Annotated in this window: 14 protein-coding genes; 8 read left to right on the forward strand and 6 right to left on the reverse strand. The window is 72.6% G+C overall.

Going from position 1 to position 15,132, the window contains the following annotated elements; all coding sequences use genetic code 11:
- Positions 1-51 precede the first annotated feature (51 nt).
- The gene (locus ACWZEH_RS15555; protein ID WP_456199002.1) at positions 52-1,227 is read left to right on the forward strand and encodes a YihY/virulence factor BrkB family protein; all 1,176 of its coding nucleotides are present in this window, start codon (positions 52-54) and stop codon (positions 1,225-1,227) included.
- A 54-nt stretch (positions 1,228-1,281) separates the two neighbouring features.
- Here the strand turns inward: ACWZEH_RS15555 and ACWZEH_RS15560 are convergent, their stop codons facing one another.
- Positions 1,282-1,998, reverse strand: a complete 717-nt coding sequence (locus ACWZEH_RS15560) for a DUF4232 domain-containing protein (RefSeq protein ID WP_456199004.1) — start codon at positions 1,996-1,998, stop codon at positions 1,282-1,284.
- Positions 1,999-2,174: 176 nt separating this feature from the next.
- On the opposite strand from ACWZEH_RS15560, the gene ACWZEH_RS15565 reads away from it, so the two are divergent.
- A complete protein-coding gene (locus ACWZEH_RS15565) occupies positions 2,175-3,617 on the forward strand; it encodes a helix-turn-helix domain-containing protein (RefSeq protein WP_456199619.1) in 1,443 nt (480 codons plus the stop codon).
- Positions 3,618-3,656: 39 nt separating this feature from the next.
- On the opposite strand, the gene ACWZEH_RS15570 is transcribed toward ACWZEH_RS15565, so the two are convergent.
- The gene (locus ACWZEH_RS15570; protein ID WP_456199005.1) at positions 3,657-4,238 is read right to left on the reverse strand and encodes a TetR/AcrR family transcriptional regulator; all 582 of its coding nucleotides are present in this window, start codon (positions 4,236-4,238) and stop codon (positions 3,657-3,659) included.
- 96 nt (positions 4,239-4,334) lie between these two features.
- On the opposite strand from ACWZEH_RS15570, the gene ACWZEH_RS15575 reads away from it, so the two are divergent.
- The 3 genes from ACWZEH_RS15575 (at position 4,335) to ACWZEH_RS15585 (ending at position 8,211) form a co-directional block, all read left to right on the forward strand.
- Positions 4,335-4,817 carry a nuclear transport factor 2 family protein gene (locus ACWZEH_RS15575; RefSeq protein WP_456199007.1) on the forward strand — a complete coding sequence of 161 codons (483 nt, stop codon included), beginning with the start codon at positions 4,335-4,337 and terminating at the stop codon, positions 4,815-4,817.
- Complete coding sequence (locus ACWZEH_RS15580; RefSeq protein ID WP_456199008.1) at positions 4,814-5,704, forward strand: NAD-dependent epimerase/dehydratase family protein; 891 nt, start codon at positions 4,814-4,816, stop codon at positions 5,702-5,704. The genes ACWZEH_RS15575 and ACWZEH_RS15580 overlap by 4 nt, the downstream gene beginning before the upstream one ends.
- Positions 5,705-5,850: 146 nt before the next feature.
- Positions 5,851-8,211 (forward strand): esterase-like activity of phytase family protein, encoded by a 2,361-nt coding sequence (locus ACWZEH_RS15585; protein WP_456199010.1) that lies wholly within the window; start codon positions 5,851-5,853, stop codon positions 8,209-8,211.
- A gap of 215 nt (positions 8,212-8,426) precedes the next feature.
- Here the strand turns inward: ACWZEH_RS15585 and ACWZEH_RS15590 are convergent, their stop codons facing one another.
- The gene (locus ACWZEH_RS15590; RefSeq protein WP_456199012.1) at positions 8,427-8,894 is read right to left on the reverse strand and encodes a DUF2000 family protein; all 468 of its coding nucleotides are present in this window, start codon (positions 8,892-8,894) and stop codon (positions 8,427-8,429) included.
- Between ACWZEH_RS15590 and ACWZEH_RS15595 the strand changes: the two genes are divergently transcribed.
- Positions 8,893-9,729: a helix-turn-helix domain-containing protein gene (locus ACWZEH_RS15595; protein ID WP_456199013.1), complete on the forward strand. Its 837-nt coding sequence runs from the start codon at positions 8,893-8,895 to the stop codon at positions 9,727-9,729. The two genes, ACWZEH_RS15590 and ACWZEH_RS15595, sit on opposite strands and share 2 nt — an antisense overlap.
- 82 nt (positions 9,730-9,811) lie before the next feature.
- On the opposite strand, the gene ACWZEH_RS15600 is transcribed toward ACWZEH_RS15595, so the two are convergent.
- From ACWZEH_RS15600 to mshA, 3 genes are all read right to left on the reverse strand, one after another.
- Entirely contained in the window at positions 9,812-10,615 is an 804-nt protein-coding gene (locus ACWZEH_RS15600) for a hypothetical protein (RefSeq protein WP_456199014.1), read from the reverse strand.
- 108 nt (positions 10,616-10,723) lie between these two features.
- Positions 10,724-11,251, reverse strand: coding sequence for a type III secretion system chaperone family protein (locus ACWZEH_RS15605; protein ID WP_456199016.1), 528 nt, complete (start codon positions 11,249-11,251; stop codon positions 10,724-10,726).
- A complete protein-coding gene (gene mshA, locus ACWZEH_RS15610) occupies positions 11,244-12,581 on the reverse strand; it encodes a D-inositol-3-phosphate glycosyltransferase (protein ID WP_456199018.1) in 1,338 nt (445 codons plus the stop codon). The genes ACWZEH_RS15605 and mshA overlap by 8 nt, the downstream gene beginning before the upstream one ends.
- 348 nt (positions 12,582-12,929) lie before the next feature.
- Between mshA and ACWZEH_RS15615 the strand changes: the two genes are divergently transcribed.
- Entirely contained in the window at positions 12,930-13,742 is an 813-nt protein-coding gene (locus ACWZEH_RS15615; RefSeq protein WP_456199020.1) for a class I SAM-dependent methyltransferase, read from the forward strand.
- 200 nt (positions 13,743-13,942) lie between these two features.
- Positions 13,943-15,100 (forward strand): C40 family peptidase, encoded by a 1,158-nt coding sequence (locus ACWZEH_RS15620; RefSeq protein ID WP_456199022.1) that lies wholly within the window; start codon positions 13,943-13,945, stop codon positions 15,098-15,100.
- Positions 15,101-15,132 lie beyond the last annotated feature (32 nt).

Genomic DNA, 15,132 nt, shown 5'->3' on the forward strand with positions numbered 1-15,132 from the left:
GATATGTTCACACGCATGCATAGCCGGCGGTGAGCCGGATACCCGCATGAAATGGCGCGGACAGTGGGATGGCACAGAAAGCACGGCGGGCAGACCTCTGCCGAGAGCCGTGAGGACGAAGGCCGTCGGGCGGAGGACCCCCAGGCCGGGAACCGCCGGGCGGAGGACCGCCGGGCCGAAGCGGGGCGCGCTCCTGACGCCGGGCCCGACGAACGGGTGGAGGAGCGGGCGCCGGACAGTCCGACGGACCTGCCCAAACGCTCCTGGATGGCGGTCCTGAAAGGCACGCTGAAGGAGTTCAAGAAGGACGAGCTGGCCGACCGGGCCGCCGCGCTGACCTACTACTCGATCCTGGCGCTGTTCCCCGCGCTGCTGGCGCTGGTGTCGCTGCTGGGGATCGTCGGGCAGTCGGCCACGCAGACGGTCCTGGACAACGTCGAGCAGCTCGCGCCGGGCGCGGTTCAGGACGTCCTGCGCACCGCGGTGCAGCAGATGGAGGGCCAGAGCGGACTCGGCTCGGTCGTGGCGATCGCGGGTCTGCTGCTGGCGGTGTGGTCGGCTTCGGGTTATGTCGCCGCGTTCATCCGCAGCGCCAACGCCGTCTACGACGTCCCCGAGGGCCGTCCGGTGTGGAAGGTGCTGCCGGTGCGGGTCGGTGTGACCGTGGTGCTGATGGTGATGGCTGTGATCAGTTCGCTGATCGTGGTGTTCACCGGCAGCCTGGCCCAGCAGGTCGGCAGCGCCCTGGGGATCGGTGACACGGCGCTGACCGTCTGGTCGATCGCCAAGTGGCCGGTGCTGTTGCTCCTGGTCACCATCATGATCGCGCTCCTGTACTGGGCCACCCCGAACGCGAAGGTCCGCGGCTTCCGCTGGCTCACGCCGGGCAGCTTCCTGGCCCTGCTGATCTGGATGGCCGCCTCGGCCGGGTTCGCGGTGTACGTGGCGAACTTCGGCTCGTACAACAAGACCTACGGCACGTTCGCCGGTGTGATCATCTTCCTGGTGTGGTTGTGGATCACCAACCTGGCCATCCTGCTCGGCCTGGAGTTCGACGCGGAGCTGGCCCGCCAGCGCGCCGTCGCCGGCGGCCATCCGGCCGGCGAGGAGCCCTACGTCCAGCCGCGCGACACCAGGAAGTGGGACGAGGAGGACCACCGCCGCCTCGGAAACGGGGGACCGCGCGCGGGCCGTCCGGAGGGACGGCCCGACGACACCCAGCGGTGATCCCCGGGATCCCGAAGGCCCCGGAGATCCTCAAGCTCTCCGGCGGGACCCCGGTCACCACATGACGGCGTCCTCCATCGACTGCTGCCAGTACGTGACCTTGAGCGAGTCGTCGACGTACACGCCCTCGGCGGGCAGTGCGGGGTTGGCACCCTCACCGACGCTCTCGTTGCCGGACGGGCCGCGGAAGTAGACGGCCAGGGACTTCTCCGTGCGGCCGGAGGAGCCGCTGCCGTCGGCGGCGGACAGGTTCACGGACGCGTAGCCGGACTCGCCCGGCTCGAGGGTGACGACGGCCTGCGGGCGGGAGCCCTCGATGACCGGCGGCACCGACTGGGCCTCGCCGAAGCGTACGGCCGGGTAGCCGTACAGGTGGCAGGTGCTGCTGCCGGTGTTGGTGACGGTGAGCAGCATGTGGTTCAGGGGGCGGGTCAGAAGGGCTGCGACGGTCTTGGTGCTGGAGCCCTCGCAGGTGACCTTCTTTCCGGTGGAGGCGGGGACCTTCGAGGTACCGGCGTCCTGCTTCGCGTCACCGGAGGAGGAGCCCTGGCCGGAGGCCCCGGAGGTGGAGTCCTGGCCGGAGGCCCCGGACGAGGACGCCGTCGACTCGGGGGCGGTCGCGGAGGACGAGGCGGTCGTGGAGGAACCCGCGGACGCGCCCTCGTCGGTGATGCCCGTTCCGTCGCTGCACGCGGTCAGGGAGAGCGTGGCGAGTGCCACGGTCGCGGCGGCGGTCAGAAGGCGGGTGCGGGAGGTGCGGATACCGGCCATGTCGGCTGTGCCCCTTCGGTGTTCGGGTGGGTGTGGTGCTTGGATGACTGGAGCTTGTGGGGTGATCCGTCCCGCTCGCCACGGGCAGTGGGGAGTCAGGGACAGCGGAACGCTGGAATGGGCTGTGACCAGGGGAAACGCAGTCCTCCTGGAACGCCTGCATGGGACATGGGGAGATGGTGGAACGAGTGCCGGAGGCAACAGGGGCCGGGCGGACGGAAGAGTTCGCGGCGCTGCTGCGGGGGCTGAAGGACCGCTCGGGGCTGAGTTACGGGACACTGGCCAAGCGGCTGCACATGAGCACCTCGACGCTGCACCGCTACTGCAACGGCACCGCGGTGCCCCACGAGTACGCGCCGGTGGAGCGCCTCGCCAGAGTGTGCCGGGCGACGCCGCAGGAGCTGGTGGAGCTGCACCGGCGCTGGATCCTGGCGGACGCGGCCCGAAGGGACAGGCCGGACCGGGCCGCGACGACTGCGGCGGAGGCGGCGCGGGTGGCGCGGGCGGAGACAGGGGCGGCGGAGACAGGGGCGGCGGGGGCCGAGAACGCGGGTGACACCAGCGCGGATCCGGCCCCGGCAGACCCGGCACCCGCGCCCGACAAGGCCGACAAGGCCGACAAGGCACCGGCGCACGAACAGCGCGCGGGCGCCGAGGGCGGTGAGCCGGTCTTCGTCGACACCCCGCGAGGGCCCGCACCGTCACGACGCCGCCGCAGTGCGTTGATCGCCTCCGTCGCGGTGGCCGCCGTGCTGGGAGCCGCGGTGCTCGCCGTCAATCTGCCCTCCGGCGGGGGTGGTGACCACACGGACGACCGGCGGGCAGTCGGTGCCGGCGCCGCGGCCACCGGCGCGGCGGACTCCACCGAGCCGTCGGCGGAGGACTCCGCCTCCCCCTCCCCCAGCGGTGGGAGCGGCAGGCCGTCCGCCTCCTCCTCCGTCGCCGAATCCGCCACCGACAGCCCCGGCACCTCGAAGAACGACGGCGAGAAGGGCGACGGCGAACCCACCGGTGGCAGCGGCGCCGTCCCGCTGAACGTGGCCACCCGCTCCTACGTCTACGACAGCCCGTGCAGTCAGCACTTCCTCGTCGACAGCGCACCCGAGCAGGTCGGCCCGCCCGCGAGCGAGCAGGACGCGCCGCGCTGGGCCGCCGCCTACGGCGCGGTCTCCTCGGGGGAGCAGCGGGTCGCCCTGACCGTCCAGGGCACGGGGCGGGAGACAGTCGTCCTGGAGGCGCTCCACGTGCGTGTCCTCACCAAGGGGGCGCCGCTGGCCTGGAACGACTACGCGATGGGGGTCGGCTGCGGCGGCAACGTCGAGACCAAGTCGTTCGACGTCGACCTCGACGACGGCAGCCCCACGGTCACCGCCGGGAACGGCCAACGCGACTTCCCGTACAAGGTCAGCGAGTCCGACCCGGAGGTCTTCTACGTCACCGCGCACACCGAGGCGCACGACGTCCGCTGGGACCTCACCCTGGACTGGTCCAGCGGCAGCCGCCGCGGCACGGTGCACATCGACGGCGACGGCGCCCCGTTCCGCACGAGCACCGGCACCGGGAGGCCCGGTTACGACTACCCGCTGGGCGGCAGCGAATGGATCGAACGGGAGGGCTGACCGGCAGGGGGCGTCCCGTACGGTCCCGCTACCGCTCTCCTACGGGGGCGGCTCCTGGGCGTTGTCGTCGCTCGCCGTGAAGATGCTCCGGACCAGCGCGTGGAGCCCTGCCCGCGGATCCGTTCCGGGGTGGTGGTGCAGGTGTTCCACCAGGTCGCTGCGTACGGCGGCCAGCAGGGCGTGGGCCAGGAAGTCCGCGGCGTGGGCGGTGCCGCGCGCGCGGGTGGCCAGCGTCGCGAGGTGCGCGTGCAGCCGGTCGTAGCTGCTGTTCCGGTACGGGCTGCCGAAACCCTCGCGTTCCAGCGCGAGGGTGAGGACCCGGTTCTGTTCCTTGAACCGCCACGTATGGAGCAGCAGGTCCAGCGCGATCTCCGCGGGCTCGCCGCCGGCCGCCTCGGGCTCGCCGCCGACCGAGCCGAACGCCCGCGCGGCCCGCTCTTCGTAGAGCGCGCGGAGCAGTCCGCGCCGGTCGCCGAAGCCCCGGAAGATCGTGCCCTTTCCCACGCCCGCGGCGGCCGCGACCGCGTCCATGGAGACGTCGTCCGGGTCCGCGGCGGCGTCGAACAGGCGGCCCGCCGCCGCCAGCACCGCGTCCCGGTTGCGCGCCTTGTCCGCCCGCATGGCATGCCTCCCTCTTGAAACGGACCAATAGTCCGCTACAGTGAATGCGGACCAGCGGTCCGAATTCTAGTGTGCCGCGTTCCCCGAGGAGGACCCATGCCCGGACACCCCGGACACACCCGACGCCCCGAAAACCCCGGGCGCCCCGAAAACCCGGGGCGCCCCGAGCACCCCGAGCGCCCCGGCGGCCCGGTGGCCGTCTTCCGCCGCGCCGTCGAGCACCTGCTCGCGCACGACATGTCCGCGTTCACGGCGCTGTACGCGGACGACGCCGTCATGGAGTTCCCGTTCGCGCCGCCCGGCCGGCCGCAGCGGCTCGACGGCCGGGCCGCGGTCGAGGCGTATCTCGACGGCTACACGGACATGGTCGACATCCAGCGCATCCACGACGTGACCGTGCACGAGACCGCCGATTCGGACGTCGTCGTCGCGGAGATGGCCGCGAGCGGCCGGGTCGTCGCCACGGGCGCGCCGTACACGGCCCGCTACGTCGCGGTGCTGACCGTCGTCGACGGCCGTATCCGGCACTACCGCGACTACTGGAACCCTCTGATGCTCCAGGAAGTGGCCGCCGCGTGAACGTCGTCCTCGTCACCGGCGCGAGCGGGACCACCGGCAGCCGGCTCGCGCGGCAACTGCACGATCAGGGCACCCCGGTCCGCCGGGCCGGCCGGTCCGCGCGGGCCGACGTCCGCTTCGACTGGACGGACCCGGCCACGTTCGCCCCGGCGGTACGCGGTGTGCGCGCCGTCTATCTGGTGGCGCCGGTCGGCGTCGCCGAACCGGTCCCGGTCGTGGAACCGTTCCTCGCCGCCGCGCGGCACGCGGGCGTGGAACGGGTCGCGCTGCTGGGTTCGTCCGCGGTCCCGGTCGGCAGTCCCGGATGGGGCGCGCTCGGCACGCTGCTGCCGCGCTACGTCCCGCAGGCGACGGTGCTGCGTCCGACCTGGTTCGCCAGCAACTTCACCGGCGACCACCTGCACGCCGAGTCCGTCCGCAGCGACGACGAGATCGTCAGCGCCACCGGCGACGGCCGCGTCCCGTTCATCGACCCGGAGGACATCGCGTCCGTCGCGCGCCACGTGCTCACGAGCCCCGCGCCACCGGCCCCCGACCTGGTGCTGACCGGCCCACGCCCGCTCGGCTTCGACGACGTCGCGGCAGCGCTGTCCGGGTTCGCCGGCCGCACCGTGCGCCACCGGCGGGTCAGCGCGCAGGAGCTCTCCGCCCACCTGCGGCAGCGCGGGATCCCGGCCGCCTTCGCGGACCTGCTGGCCGGGCTGGACACGGCGATCGCGGCCGGTGCCGAGGACCGGACGACCACCACGGTCGAGCGGATCACGGGCACCGCGCCACGCCCCTTCGACCGCTTCCTGACCGCGCAGCCGGCGGACACCCTGCGACGCCGCACCGACCGGCCGAACGGCGGTCCGCCCCAGCCGCTCCCGAACAGAACTGTGCAGTAGGGGAGTTGGCCGGGGGCTATAGAGCCCGCGCCTGCCGTGCGCCTGATAAGTAGGCGATCTTCGTCCGTTGTTCATCCGGGCGTCCGTCAGCGCGGGCGACCGGGTGCGACGATCCGGCCAAGAAGCCGGACTGCAACGGAGAGAAGATGCCCTCCAGGAGAACCAACGCCGCTCTCGCGGCACTCGTCGTCGCCGCCGGCACCCTGGCCGGCACGGGCGTGGCGAGCGCGGACCACAAGGCTGCGGAGCGTGAGGCTCACGAGCGTCACCGGCCGGTGGCCTTCGAACGGACCGCCACCTACCCGGTCTTCCAGAACCGGCCGGCCGGTGAGGACCCCGCCGCCGAGACCGTCGCCGAGATCTCGGACACCAGCGAGGACGGCCGCACGCTCGTCTACACCGACGCCGCGGGCAAGCGGATCGGCTTCCTCGACATCAGCCGCGCCGACCGCCCGCGCGGACTCGGCACGCTGTCGCTGGCGGAGCTCGGCGACGCCGAGGACGAACCGACCTCGGTGTCCGTGGTCGGCCAGTACGTCCTGGTGGTGGTGAACACCAGCGCCTCCTTCACCGACCCGTCCGGCCGGCTCGACGTGATCTCGCTGCGCGACCGCAAGCGAGTGGCGAGCCACGAGCTCGGCGGCCAGCCCGACTCCATCGCGATCAGCAAGGACGAGCGGTACGCCGCCATCGCGATGGAGAACGAGCGCGACGAGGAGGCGACCCCGCCCGGCGGCGAGGAGGGCGACCTGCCCCAGCTCCCCGCCGGCTTCGTGCAGATCGTCGACCTCAAGGGCACGTCTCCGGCGAAGTGGCGGGTCCGGCCCGTGCCGCTGACCCAAAAGGACGGCAGCGCGCTGCCCGAGCTCGTCGCGGCCAGGATCACCGAACCGACCGACCCGGAGCCGGAGTACGTCTCCATCAACGGCCGCAACCAGCTCGCGGTGACCCTGCAGGAGAACAACGGCATCGTCCTGGTGGACCTGCCGACGGGCAAGGTCACCAGGGCGTTCGACGCCGGCACGGTGTCGGTCGACGGCATCGACACGGCCGACGACGGCACGATCGACCTCACCGGTTCGATCACCGGCGTACCCCGCGAGCCCGATACGCTGAACTGGATCGACGACCGTTACTTCGCGACCGCCAACGAGGGCGACTGGCGCGGCGGCTCCCGCGGCTGGACCGTCTTCGACAGCCGCACCGGCAAGGTCGCCTGGGACGCGGGCAACACCTTCGAACGGCTCGCCGTGCGGTACGGACTGCACAACGAGGACCGGGCCGGGAAGAAGGGCACCGAGCCCGAGGGTCTGGCCGTCGCCGAGTACGACGGGGTGCGCTACGCCTTCGTCGGCTCGGAGCGGAGCAACTTCGTCGCCGTGTACGACGTCAGCCGGCCGGCCTCCCCCGTCTTCCGCCAGATGCTGCCCGCCACCAACGGCCCCGAGGGTCTGCTGCCGATCCCCGAGCGCGGTCTGCTCGCGGTCTCCAGCGAGGAGGACGACGCCTCGGCCGGCATCCGGGCCTCGGTGAGCCTGTTCCGCCTCGGCAAGGGCACCCCGGCGTTCCCGAGCATCGTCTCGGCGTCCGACTCCACCGGCGCGCCGATCGGCTGGGGCGCCCTGGGCGCGCTGTCCGCCGTGCCCGGCAAACGGGACCGGCTGGTCAGCGTGACCGACGCGGCGTACACGCCCACCCGCGTCCTGACCGTCGACACAGGGCAAGGGTCCAAGGGGCGGTCCGGCCGGTCCGAGCAGCAGCCGGCGCTGATCACCGGTGAGCTGACCGTCAAGGACGCCGAGGGGCAGCCCGTCGGCTACGACGCCGAGGGCATCTTCGCGCGGCCGCAGGGCGGCTACTGGCTCGCCGTCGAGGGCAAGACCGGCGCCGGCAACAAGCTGGTCCGGCTGGACCGTTCCGGTGTCACCCGGCAGGTCGTCGCCCTGCCCGCGGACGTCGCCGAGGGTCTCGGGAGCCAGGGCTTCGAGGGCGTCACCGCCACCACCGACCGCCACGGCCGCGAGATCGTCTGGGCCGCGCTGCAGCGCGAGGCCGAGGGCGACCCGGCCGGGACCGTCCGCCTCGGCCGGTACGACGTCGCGGCCGGCACCTGGAGCTGGTACGGCTACCGCCTCGGCGCCACCACCACTCCCGGCGACTGGATCGGCCTCTCCGAGATCACCGTGGTCGGCGACAGGCTCGCCGTCATCGAGCGGGACAAGCTGAACGGTCCCGCCGCGAAGGTCAAGCGCGTCTACACCGTCGGCCTGCCGAAGTCGGCCGCGCCGTCGGACGAGCTGCCCGTCCTGCGCAAGAAGCTCGCCCACGACGTCCTGCCCGACCTGAGGGCCACGAACGGCTGGACCCAGGAGAAGCTCGAGGGCCTGACCGTCGGCGGCGACGGCCACGTCTACGCCGTGACCGACAACGACGCCCTGGACGACGCCTCCGGCGAGACCGTCTTCCTGCGCCTCGGCTCCAGCAAGAAGATCTTCGGCCGCGACTGACCCACGACCGACCCATGGCCGGCCTGACGCCGTCACCGGCCAGGCAGCCCCCGGGCGGCCGCAGACCACACGTCTGCGGCCGCCTTCGCCGTACCGGTCACCGTCACCGTCACCGTCCAGGAAGAGGACAGGACGGTGGCGGCCGGGCGGTGGGCCTGTCGGCATGGGGCGGCCTTCCACGGGCTTCCCGGGTTCTCGTGGGTTCTCACGGCTTCTCACGGGTGCATGTGGGCTCCCCTGAGGATCTTGTCGACCGCGTTCCTCGGGCCGTGGACGGCCAGGCCGACCAGGTCCAGGTCCGCCGTCGGGACCGCCCGTACCGCCGCGCGGTTGGCGTCGTCGTGGCCCGTGGCGAACAGGTCGCCGGTGAACAGTGCGCGCGGCAGGGCGCGGGACAGCACGCGCGCGTGGGCGGCCGTCAGGGTTTCCTTGGTGCCCTCGAAGACCAGCACCGGCTGGCGGAACATCGGCAGATAGGCGACGCCGTCCGCGTCCTCGTAGGGCTCGCCGATCAGTTCGGGTACCTGGCTGCCCAGGCCGCTGACCAGGAACGCGGTGACGTTGAGGCGCTGCCAGGTTTCCAGGTCCTCGCGCAGCAGGACGGCGATCTTCGTGTCGAAGCGAGTGCTCATGCCCTGAGACTGCCGCTCGGCGTACGGCCCCGTCTTGTACGTTGTTTGCATGACCGCAGCGCGTGCGGGTCGTCCCGAGCGGACCGTCTCCGCCTGGCGTCCCCGCGTCCCGGGGGTCGTCGAGGTGTTCCACGCCCGCTTCACCGAGTACGCCTATCCGATGCACGTCCACGACGCCTGGACGCTCCTCGTCGTCGACGACGGCGCCGTACGGTACGACCTGGACCGGCACGAGCACGGCACCCCGCACGGCACCGTGTCCCTGCTGCCGCCGCACGTTCCGCACAACGGTGCCTCCGCCACCTCGGACGGCTTCCGCAAGCGGGTGCTGTATCTCGACGGGACGCACCTCGGGGACGAGTTGATCGGGGCCGCCGTCGACCGCCCCGAGCTGCGTGATCCGCTGCTGCGGCAGCGCGTCGGGCAGGTGCACGCGGCGCTCGTGGGGCCCGGTGACGAGTTCGAGGCGGAGAGCCGGCTGACGCTCGTCGGGGAGCGGCTGCGGGCCCACCTGCGAACCCGTCTGCGGTCCCGGGCCGGCGCACCGGAGCCGCGGCGGGACCCCGTCCTCGCGCGGCGGCTGCGGGAGTTGCTCGACGAGCGGGTCGTGGAGGGTCTCGGCCTGGCGGAGGCCGCGGGGCTGCTGTCCGCGCATCCCGCCCATCTCGTAAGGGCGTTCAGCGGCGCCTACGGCATCGCCCCGCACCAGTACCTGATGTCCCGCCGGGTGGGCCGGGCCCGCCGGCTGCTGCTCGAGGGGCGGGCGCCGAGTGAGGTCGCGGTGGTCACCGGCTTCTACGACCAGGCCCATCTCACGCGGCATTTCCGGAAACTGGTCGGCGTTCCGCCGGGCCGTTACCGCGCGGGGGCCGGTAGCCCCTGCTGAGGCGGGGCACCGGCCCCCGGACGGCCGACCGGCCGGCGGCCGTACCGCCGCGTCACGTCACTTCACTTCATGTCACTCCACGTCACTTCACGTCGACGTAGTCGCCCGCCGCCGTCGCCCCGCCCGTCGTGGACGTCTCGCCGAACGTCCAGCGCCAGTAGCCGTCGGTGGTGGCCTTCACGGTGGTCCTCAGGGAGCCCGTGGAGTTCGCCCGCACGGTCTTGACCGTGGTGTAGGTGCTGGTGCCCGCCTTGCGGAACTGCAGCTTGGCCAGCTTGGAGCCGTAGCCGACGTACGCGTGCTTCACCCAGTCGGCGCGCGTCAGCTTGCCCGTCACCGTGAGCGTCTTGTTCTTGGCGACCGGCTCCGGGGAGGCGTTGACCGTGGCCCGCGCGGCGCGTTTGACCTGGACCGTACCGAAACCGGTCAGGTTCTCCTCGGCCTTGAGCTTGTCGTTGGGGGTCCAGAGGCGAACGTTGACAGCGATCTTCCACGTGGTGGCGTCGTTGTTGGAGTCCAGGGTCCAGCGGGGATCGATGTAGAGCTCGCCCTCGACGTCCGCCGCGCGGGGGGTGTCGTCGTAGTAGGTGACGAAGCCCGTGTAGATGCCGCCCTTGTCCCGGGCCTTGGCGGCCGTGGTGTCGTGGTACAGGTACGGGAAGGCGGTGATGTCACCGGAGGTGTAGCCCACGGGCCAGGTCATGCGGAAGCCGACGCCGGGGTTCTTCTCCTCGGAAACGCCCACGACGATGGGCTTGCCCTTGTTCACGACCATGTCCGTCACCGTGACGCCGGTGTCGGCCGCGTGCGCGGACGGGGCGGCGAACACCCCGAGGGTGAGCGCTCCCGTGAGCGCGGCCACGACCGCGGATCTGCCTGTGCGCATGCACGTCCTCTTCATGCGGGGACCCTGACCGACAGGATCCGGATCGAGGCAGATTAACAGCACATTCCCGCACGTCCGTTCGGAATTCCGCGGTGACCTGCGCGGTCGTCATCCCTCCGAGGGGCGCTCGATCAGCCGGGCGAACGCGTCGAGGTTCCGGGTCGATTCGCCGCGCGACACCCGCCAGGCGTGCTCCTTGCGGATCGCGGTGGCGAACCCGAGCTCCAGGAGGGTGTTGAAGCTGCCGTCGGCCGCCTCCAGGACCTGGCCCAGCAGCCGGTCGACCTCGTCGGGGGTGACGGCGGCCAGTGGGAAGCGCCCGGTGACGTAGATGTCGCCGAGCGGGTCCACGGCGTAACCCACGCCGTACAGCTTGAGGTTGCGCTCGAGGAGCCAGCGGTGGACGCCTGCCTCGTTCTCGTCGGGGTGACGGACGACGAAGGCGTTGAGGGAGAGCGAGTGGCGGCCGACGATGAGGGAGACCGTCGTGGACAGCTTGCGGGTGCCGGGCAGTTTCACGACGTATGTGCCGGGCGCGGGGCTCTCCCAGTCGAGCTCGGCGTCCTTCAGCACGCCCTCGACGACCTGCGCCGCCCCATGCTCCGCTTTCGCCGCTTCCGCCGCCCTGTCAGCCATGGTGCGAGCGTACGTGACGGCGGTGCGCCTGCGTCGCGGCCGTGTAGACGTCTGCCGTGGCGGCGGCCGACCTGTCCCAGCCGAAGGACAGGGCGTGCCGGGCGGCGGCGTCGCCCATCCGGTCGACGAGGTGCGGCGCGTCGGCGAGCTCGCGCAGCACACGCGCGTACGCGCGCGGGTCGTGGCCCTGGACGAGGAAACCGGTGTCCCCGTCCCGTACGGCCACCGGCAGTCCGCCGACCGAGGCCGCGAGCACCGGCGTGCCGGCCGCCTGCGCCTCTATGGCGACCAGGCCGAAGGACTCGCTGTAGGACGGCATGACGAGGACGGACGCGGCCCGGAACCAGTCGGCGAGCTGCTCCTGCCCGACCGGCGGACAGAACCGTACGACGTCGGCGATGCCCAGGCGGGCGGCGAGTTTCTGCAGCCCCTCGGGCTTGGCGAGGCCGCTTCCGCTGGGGCCGCCGACGACGGGGACGCAGATCCTCGAGCGCAGTTCGGGACGCTCGCCGAGCAGGACCGCCACCGCGCGGAGCAGCACGTCCGGAGCCTTGAGGGGCTGGATGCGGCCCGCGAAGAGCGGGATCAGCGCGTCCTGGGGCAGGCCGAGGCGGGCGCGGGCCGCGGCCCTTCCGTCGGCGGGGCGAAAGCGGGAGAGGTTGACGCCGGGGTGGACGACGGCGACCTTGTCCTGCCCGGCCGCGTAGTGCCGGACGAGCTCGTCCGCCTCCTCGGCGGTGTTGGCGATCAGCCGGTCCGCGGCGGCGACGATCTGGGTCTCGCCGATGACGCGGGCGGCCGGTTCCGGGGTGTCGCCGGCGGCGAGGCTGGCGTTCTTGACCTTGGCCATGGTGTGCATGGCGTGCACCAGGGGAACGCCCCAGCGCTGGGCGGCGAGCCAGCCGACGTGGCCGGAGAGCCAGTAGTGGGAGTGGACCAGGTCGTAGTGGCCGGGACGGTGGCCGGCCCATGCCTGCATCACACCGTGCGTGAAGGCGCACAGCTGGGCCGGCAGTTCCTCCTTGGCGAGGCCCTCGTAGGGGCCGGCGTCGACGTGCCGGACGAGGACACCGGGCGCCAGGTCGACGGTGGGGGGGAGGGCGGCGGCGGTCGCGCGCGTGAAGATCTCGACCTCGATGTTGATCGCGGCGAGGCGCTGGGCGAGCTCCACGATGTAGACGTTCATGCCGCCGGCGTCGCCGGTGCCCGGCTGGTGGAGCGGAGAGGTGTGCACGGAGAGCATCGCCACACGGCGGGGCCTGCGGTGCAGTCGCAGCCGTGGGGATGCGGCGGGGGAACGCCGCCCGAGCCTGGCCATGTACTGGCTCACGTGCCGGTCCTCCTCGCTGCGGGCATGGCTTGCGGGGGCGTGCGGAGCCCTCCTGCTCTCCAACACCGGAGGTGGGCGTCGCCATTTCCGGACGGCCTCCCCGGATCGGGTTTTTGCCGAACCATTACCGGATGTCGCTCAACCGTTCGAGAGCGGGGTGCGTGGCAAGGAGGGGCCCGTCCGCGCGGACAGCGGCTTTCACCGGCGCCCCATCGGGCCCGTTCGGTGCCGATTCGGACCCGTTCCGGGTACCCGCATACCCTCGTACACATGACCGCCCGCGCCGTCACCCTCCCCCACTCTCGGCTCCTCCCCCACTCTCGGCTCCGCTCGAGCGGGGGGACCCCCATGAGCGGGGGGACCCGCGTCGTGGGCGCGGTGACGCGCGGAACGACCAACCCGAACCGCCTGCGCCGCATGGACCGCTGGATCGCGGCCACGCACGGCGCCGAACTGCGCCGCGCGAAGACCCCCGTCGCCGTCGACCTCGGCTACGGCGCCGCCCCCTGGACAGCGGTCGAACTGCTGCACCGCCTCCGCACCGTGGCCCCCCGCGCGCACGTGGTGGGCGTCGAGATCGAACCGGCCCGGGTCGCGGCGGCCCGCCCCTACGAGCGGGAAGGGCTGTCCTTCCGGCACGGCGGCTTCGAGGTCCCGCTCCCCGGCCGGCCGACGCTGGTCCGCGCGGCGAACGTCCTGCGCCAGTACGACGAGGCCGAGGTCGCCGCCGTCTGGGAGCGGCTGTGCGCGCGGCTCGCCCCGGCCGCCCCGCAGCGGGGCTCGCGCGGAGGACTGCTGGTCGAGGGGACCTGCGACGAGATCGGGCGGCGGCACGTATGGGTCGCCCTCGGCCCCGAGGGGCCGCGCACGGTCACGTTCGCGACCCGTCTCGGCTCCCTGGAACGCCCCTCCGACCTGGCGGAACGCCTGCCGAAGGTGCTCATCCACCGCAACGTCCCCGGCGAGCCGGTCCACGCCTTCCTGCGCGACTTCGACCGCGCCTGGGCGGCAGCGGCGCCCTACGCCTCGTACGGCGCCCGCCAGCGCTGGATCCGTGCGGTGCGGGATCTCGCGGCCGACTGGCCGGTGACGGACGGCCCGGCACGGTGGCGGCAGGGCGAAGTCACGGTGCGGTGGGAGGCCTTGGCGCCGCGGAGGTGAGGCGGCACTCCCGCGCCCCCTGCGCCCGGACCGACACCGGGAACGACCCCGGTGGGTCGTTCGTCACATCGACGGGGTGACCGTCATGACGCGGAGGGGGAGATGGGAAGTGTCACCTCTGGTCACTTCACGGGCCGGCATGGCAGCATCCCCCGGACGACGGGATGCCACTGACGGCCGATCGGTTCGGGGGCGGGGTCATGAAGGCGGGCAGGCGCACTCTGACGACGACGGCGGTGACCGTGGTCTGCGCGATCACCGTGCTGGCGGCACCGGGCGCGGCGTTCGCGGCCCCCGCTCCCCCGCCGTCCCCCGGTCCGAGCACGAGCGCCGGAGCGGACCCGGGTGCCGGTCCGGGCGCGGCTCCCGGGGCGGCCCCCTCCAGGGACCTCGAAGCCGTACGCAAGAAGCTCGACGAGCTCTACCGCGCGGCGGCCGTCGCCACCGAGGAGTACAACGCCGCCGAGGAGAAGGCGAAGCAGCAGTCCGCCGAGATCGTCGAGCTGGCCGGGAAGACCGTCAAGGGCCGGGAGAAACTCGACGACCTGAAGGCCCGCGCGGGCGCGTCGGCCGCTTCCCAGTACCGCGTCGGCGGGCTTCCGCCCGAGGCCCGTCTGATGCTGAGCGACACCCCGCAGGACTTCCTCGTCGGCGCGGGCCGGATACGTCAGGGCCAGCACGCGACCAAGGGCCTGCTCGGCGAGATGAGGCGTACGCAGGAGGACTTGGAGCAGTACGCACAGGACGCCGAGGCCCAGTGGCGGAAGCTGGAGACGGGTCGCGAGGCGAAGGCCAAGGCGCAGAAGAAGATCGAGAAGCAGATCGCGGCGGCCGAGAAGGTCGAGTCCGAGCTGGAGCAGGAGGAGAAGGAGCGCCTGGCCGAACTGGAACGGCAGGCCGCCCGAAGGGCCCAGGCCGCCTGGCTGAGGTCCGGCGCCCTCGACGGCGCCGCGGCCGAGGCGACCGGGCAGGGCGAGAAGGCCGTCGCGTACGCCACCGCGCAGATCGGCAAGCCGTACGTGTGGGGTGCCGAGGGCCCGAAGGCGTACGACTGCTCGGGGCTGACCTCACAGGCGTGGACATCCGCCGGGCAGGGCATCCCGCGCACCTCGCAGGAGCAGTGGCGCCGGCTGCCGCGCGTGGCCGTCGAGGACATGCGGCCGGGCGACCTCATCGTCTACTGGGACGACGCCAGCCATGTCGGCATGTACATCGGCGACGGCTCCATGGTGCACGCCCCGCGCCCGGGACGGACGGTGACGACCGCGGGCGCCGGTTCGATGCCGATCCTCGGGGTGGTGCGCCCGGGCGGGACCGGCGGTGAAAGCGGGAGCGACGACGACGGGGACGCGGACTGAGTGACGCGGGGCCCGCCCTGCCACTCCCGCTC

This window comes from Streptomyces yamdrokensis (assembly GCF_053890455.1).

What these genes read in the sequence shown, in the direction of transcription:
- ACWZEH_RS15555 (WP_456199002.1), top strand. Translation starts at nt 52, where the DNA reads ATGGCGCGGACAGTGGGATGGCACAGAAAGCACGGCGGGCAGACCTCT.
- ACWZEH_RS15560 (WP_456199004.1), bottom strand. Translation starts at nt 1,998, where the DNA reads ATGGCCGGTATCCGCACCTCCCGCACCCGCCTTCTGACCGCCGCCGCG.
- ACWZEH_RS15565 (WP_456199619.1), top strand. Translation starts at nt 2,175, where the DNA reads ATGGTGGAACGAGTGCCGGAGGCAACAGGGGCCGGGCGGACGGAAGAG.
- ACWZEH_RS15570 (WP_456199005.1), bottom strand. Translation starts at nt 4,238, where the DNA reads ATGCGGGCGGACAAGGCGCGCAACCGGGACGCGGTGCTGGCGGCGGCG.
- ACWZEH_RS15575 (WP_456199007.1), top strand. Translation starts at nt 4,335, where the DNA reads ATGCCCGGACACCCCGGACACACCCGACGCCCCGAAAACCCCGGGCGC.
- ACWZEH_RS15585 (WP_456199010.1), top strand. Translation starts at nt 5,851, where the DNA reads ATGCCCTCCAGGAGAACCAACGCCGCTCTCGCGGCACTCGTCGTCGCC.
- ACWZEH_RS15595 (WP_456199013.1), top strand. Translation starts at nt 8,893, where the DNA reads ATGACCGCAGCGCGTGCGGGTCGTCCCGAGCGGACCGTCTCCGCCTGG.
- ACWZEH_RS15590 (WP_456199012.1), bottom strand. Translation starts at nt 8,894, where the DNA reads ATGCAAACAACGTACAAGACGGGGCCGTACGCCGAGCGGCAGTCTCAG.
- ACWZEH_RS15600 (WP_456199014.1), bottom strand. Translation starts at nt 10,615, where the DNA reads ATGCGCACAGGCAGATCCGCGGTCGTGGCCGCGCTCACGGGAGCGCTC.
- ACWZEH_RS15605 (WP_456199016.1), bottom strand. Translation starts at nt 11,251, where the DNA reads ATGGCTGACAGGGCGGCGGAAGCGGCGAAAGCGGAGCATGGGGCGGCG.
- ACWZEH_RS15615 (WP_456199020.1), top strand. Translation starts at nt 12,930, where the DNA reads ATGAGCGGGGGGACCCGCGTCGTGGGCGCGGTGACGCGCGGAACGACC.
- ACWZEH_RS15620 (WP_456199022.1), top strand. Translation starts at nt 13,943, where the DNA reads ATGAAGGCGGGCAGGCGCACTCTGACGACGACGGCGGTGACCGTGGTC.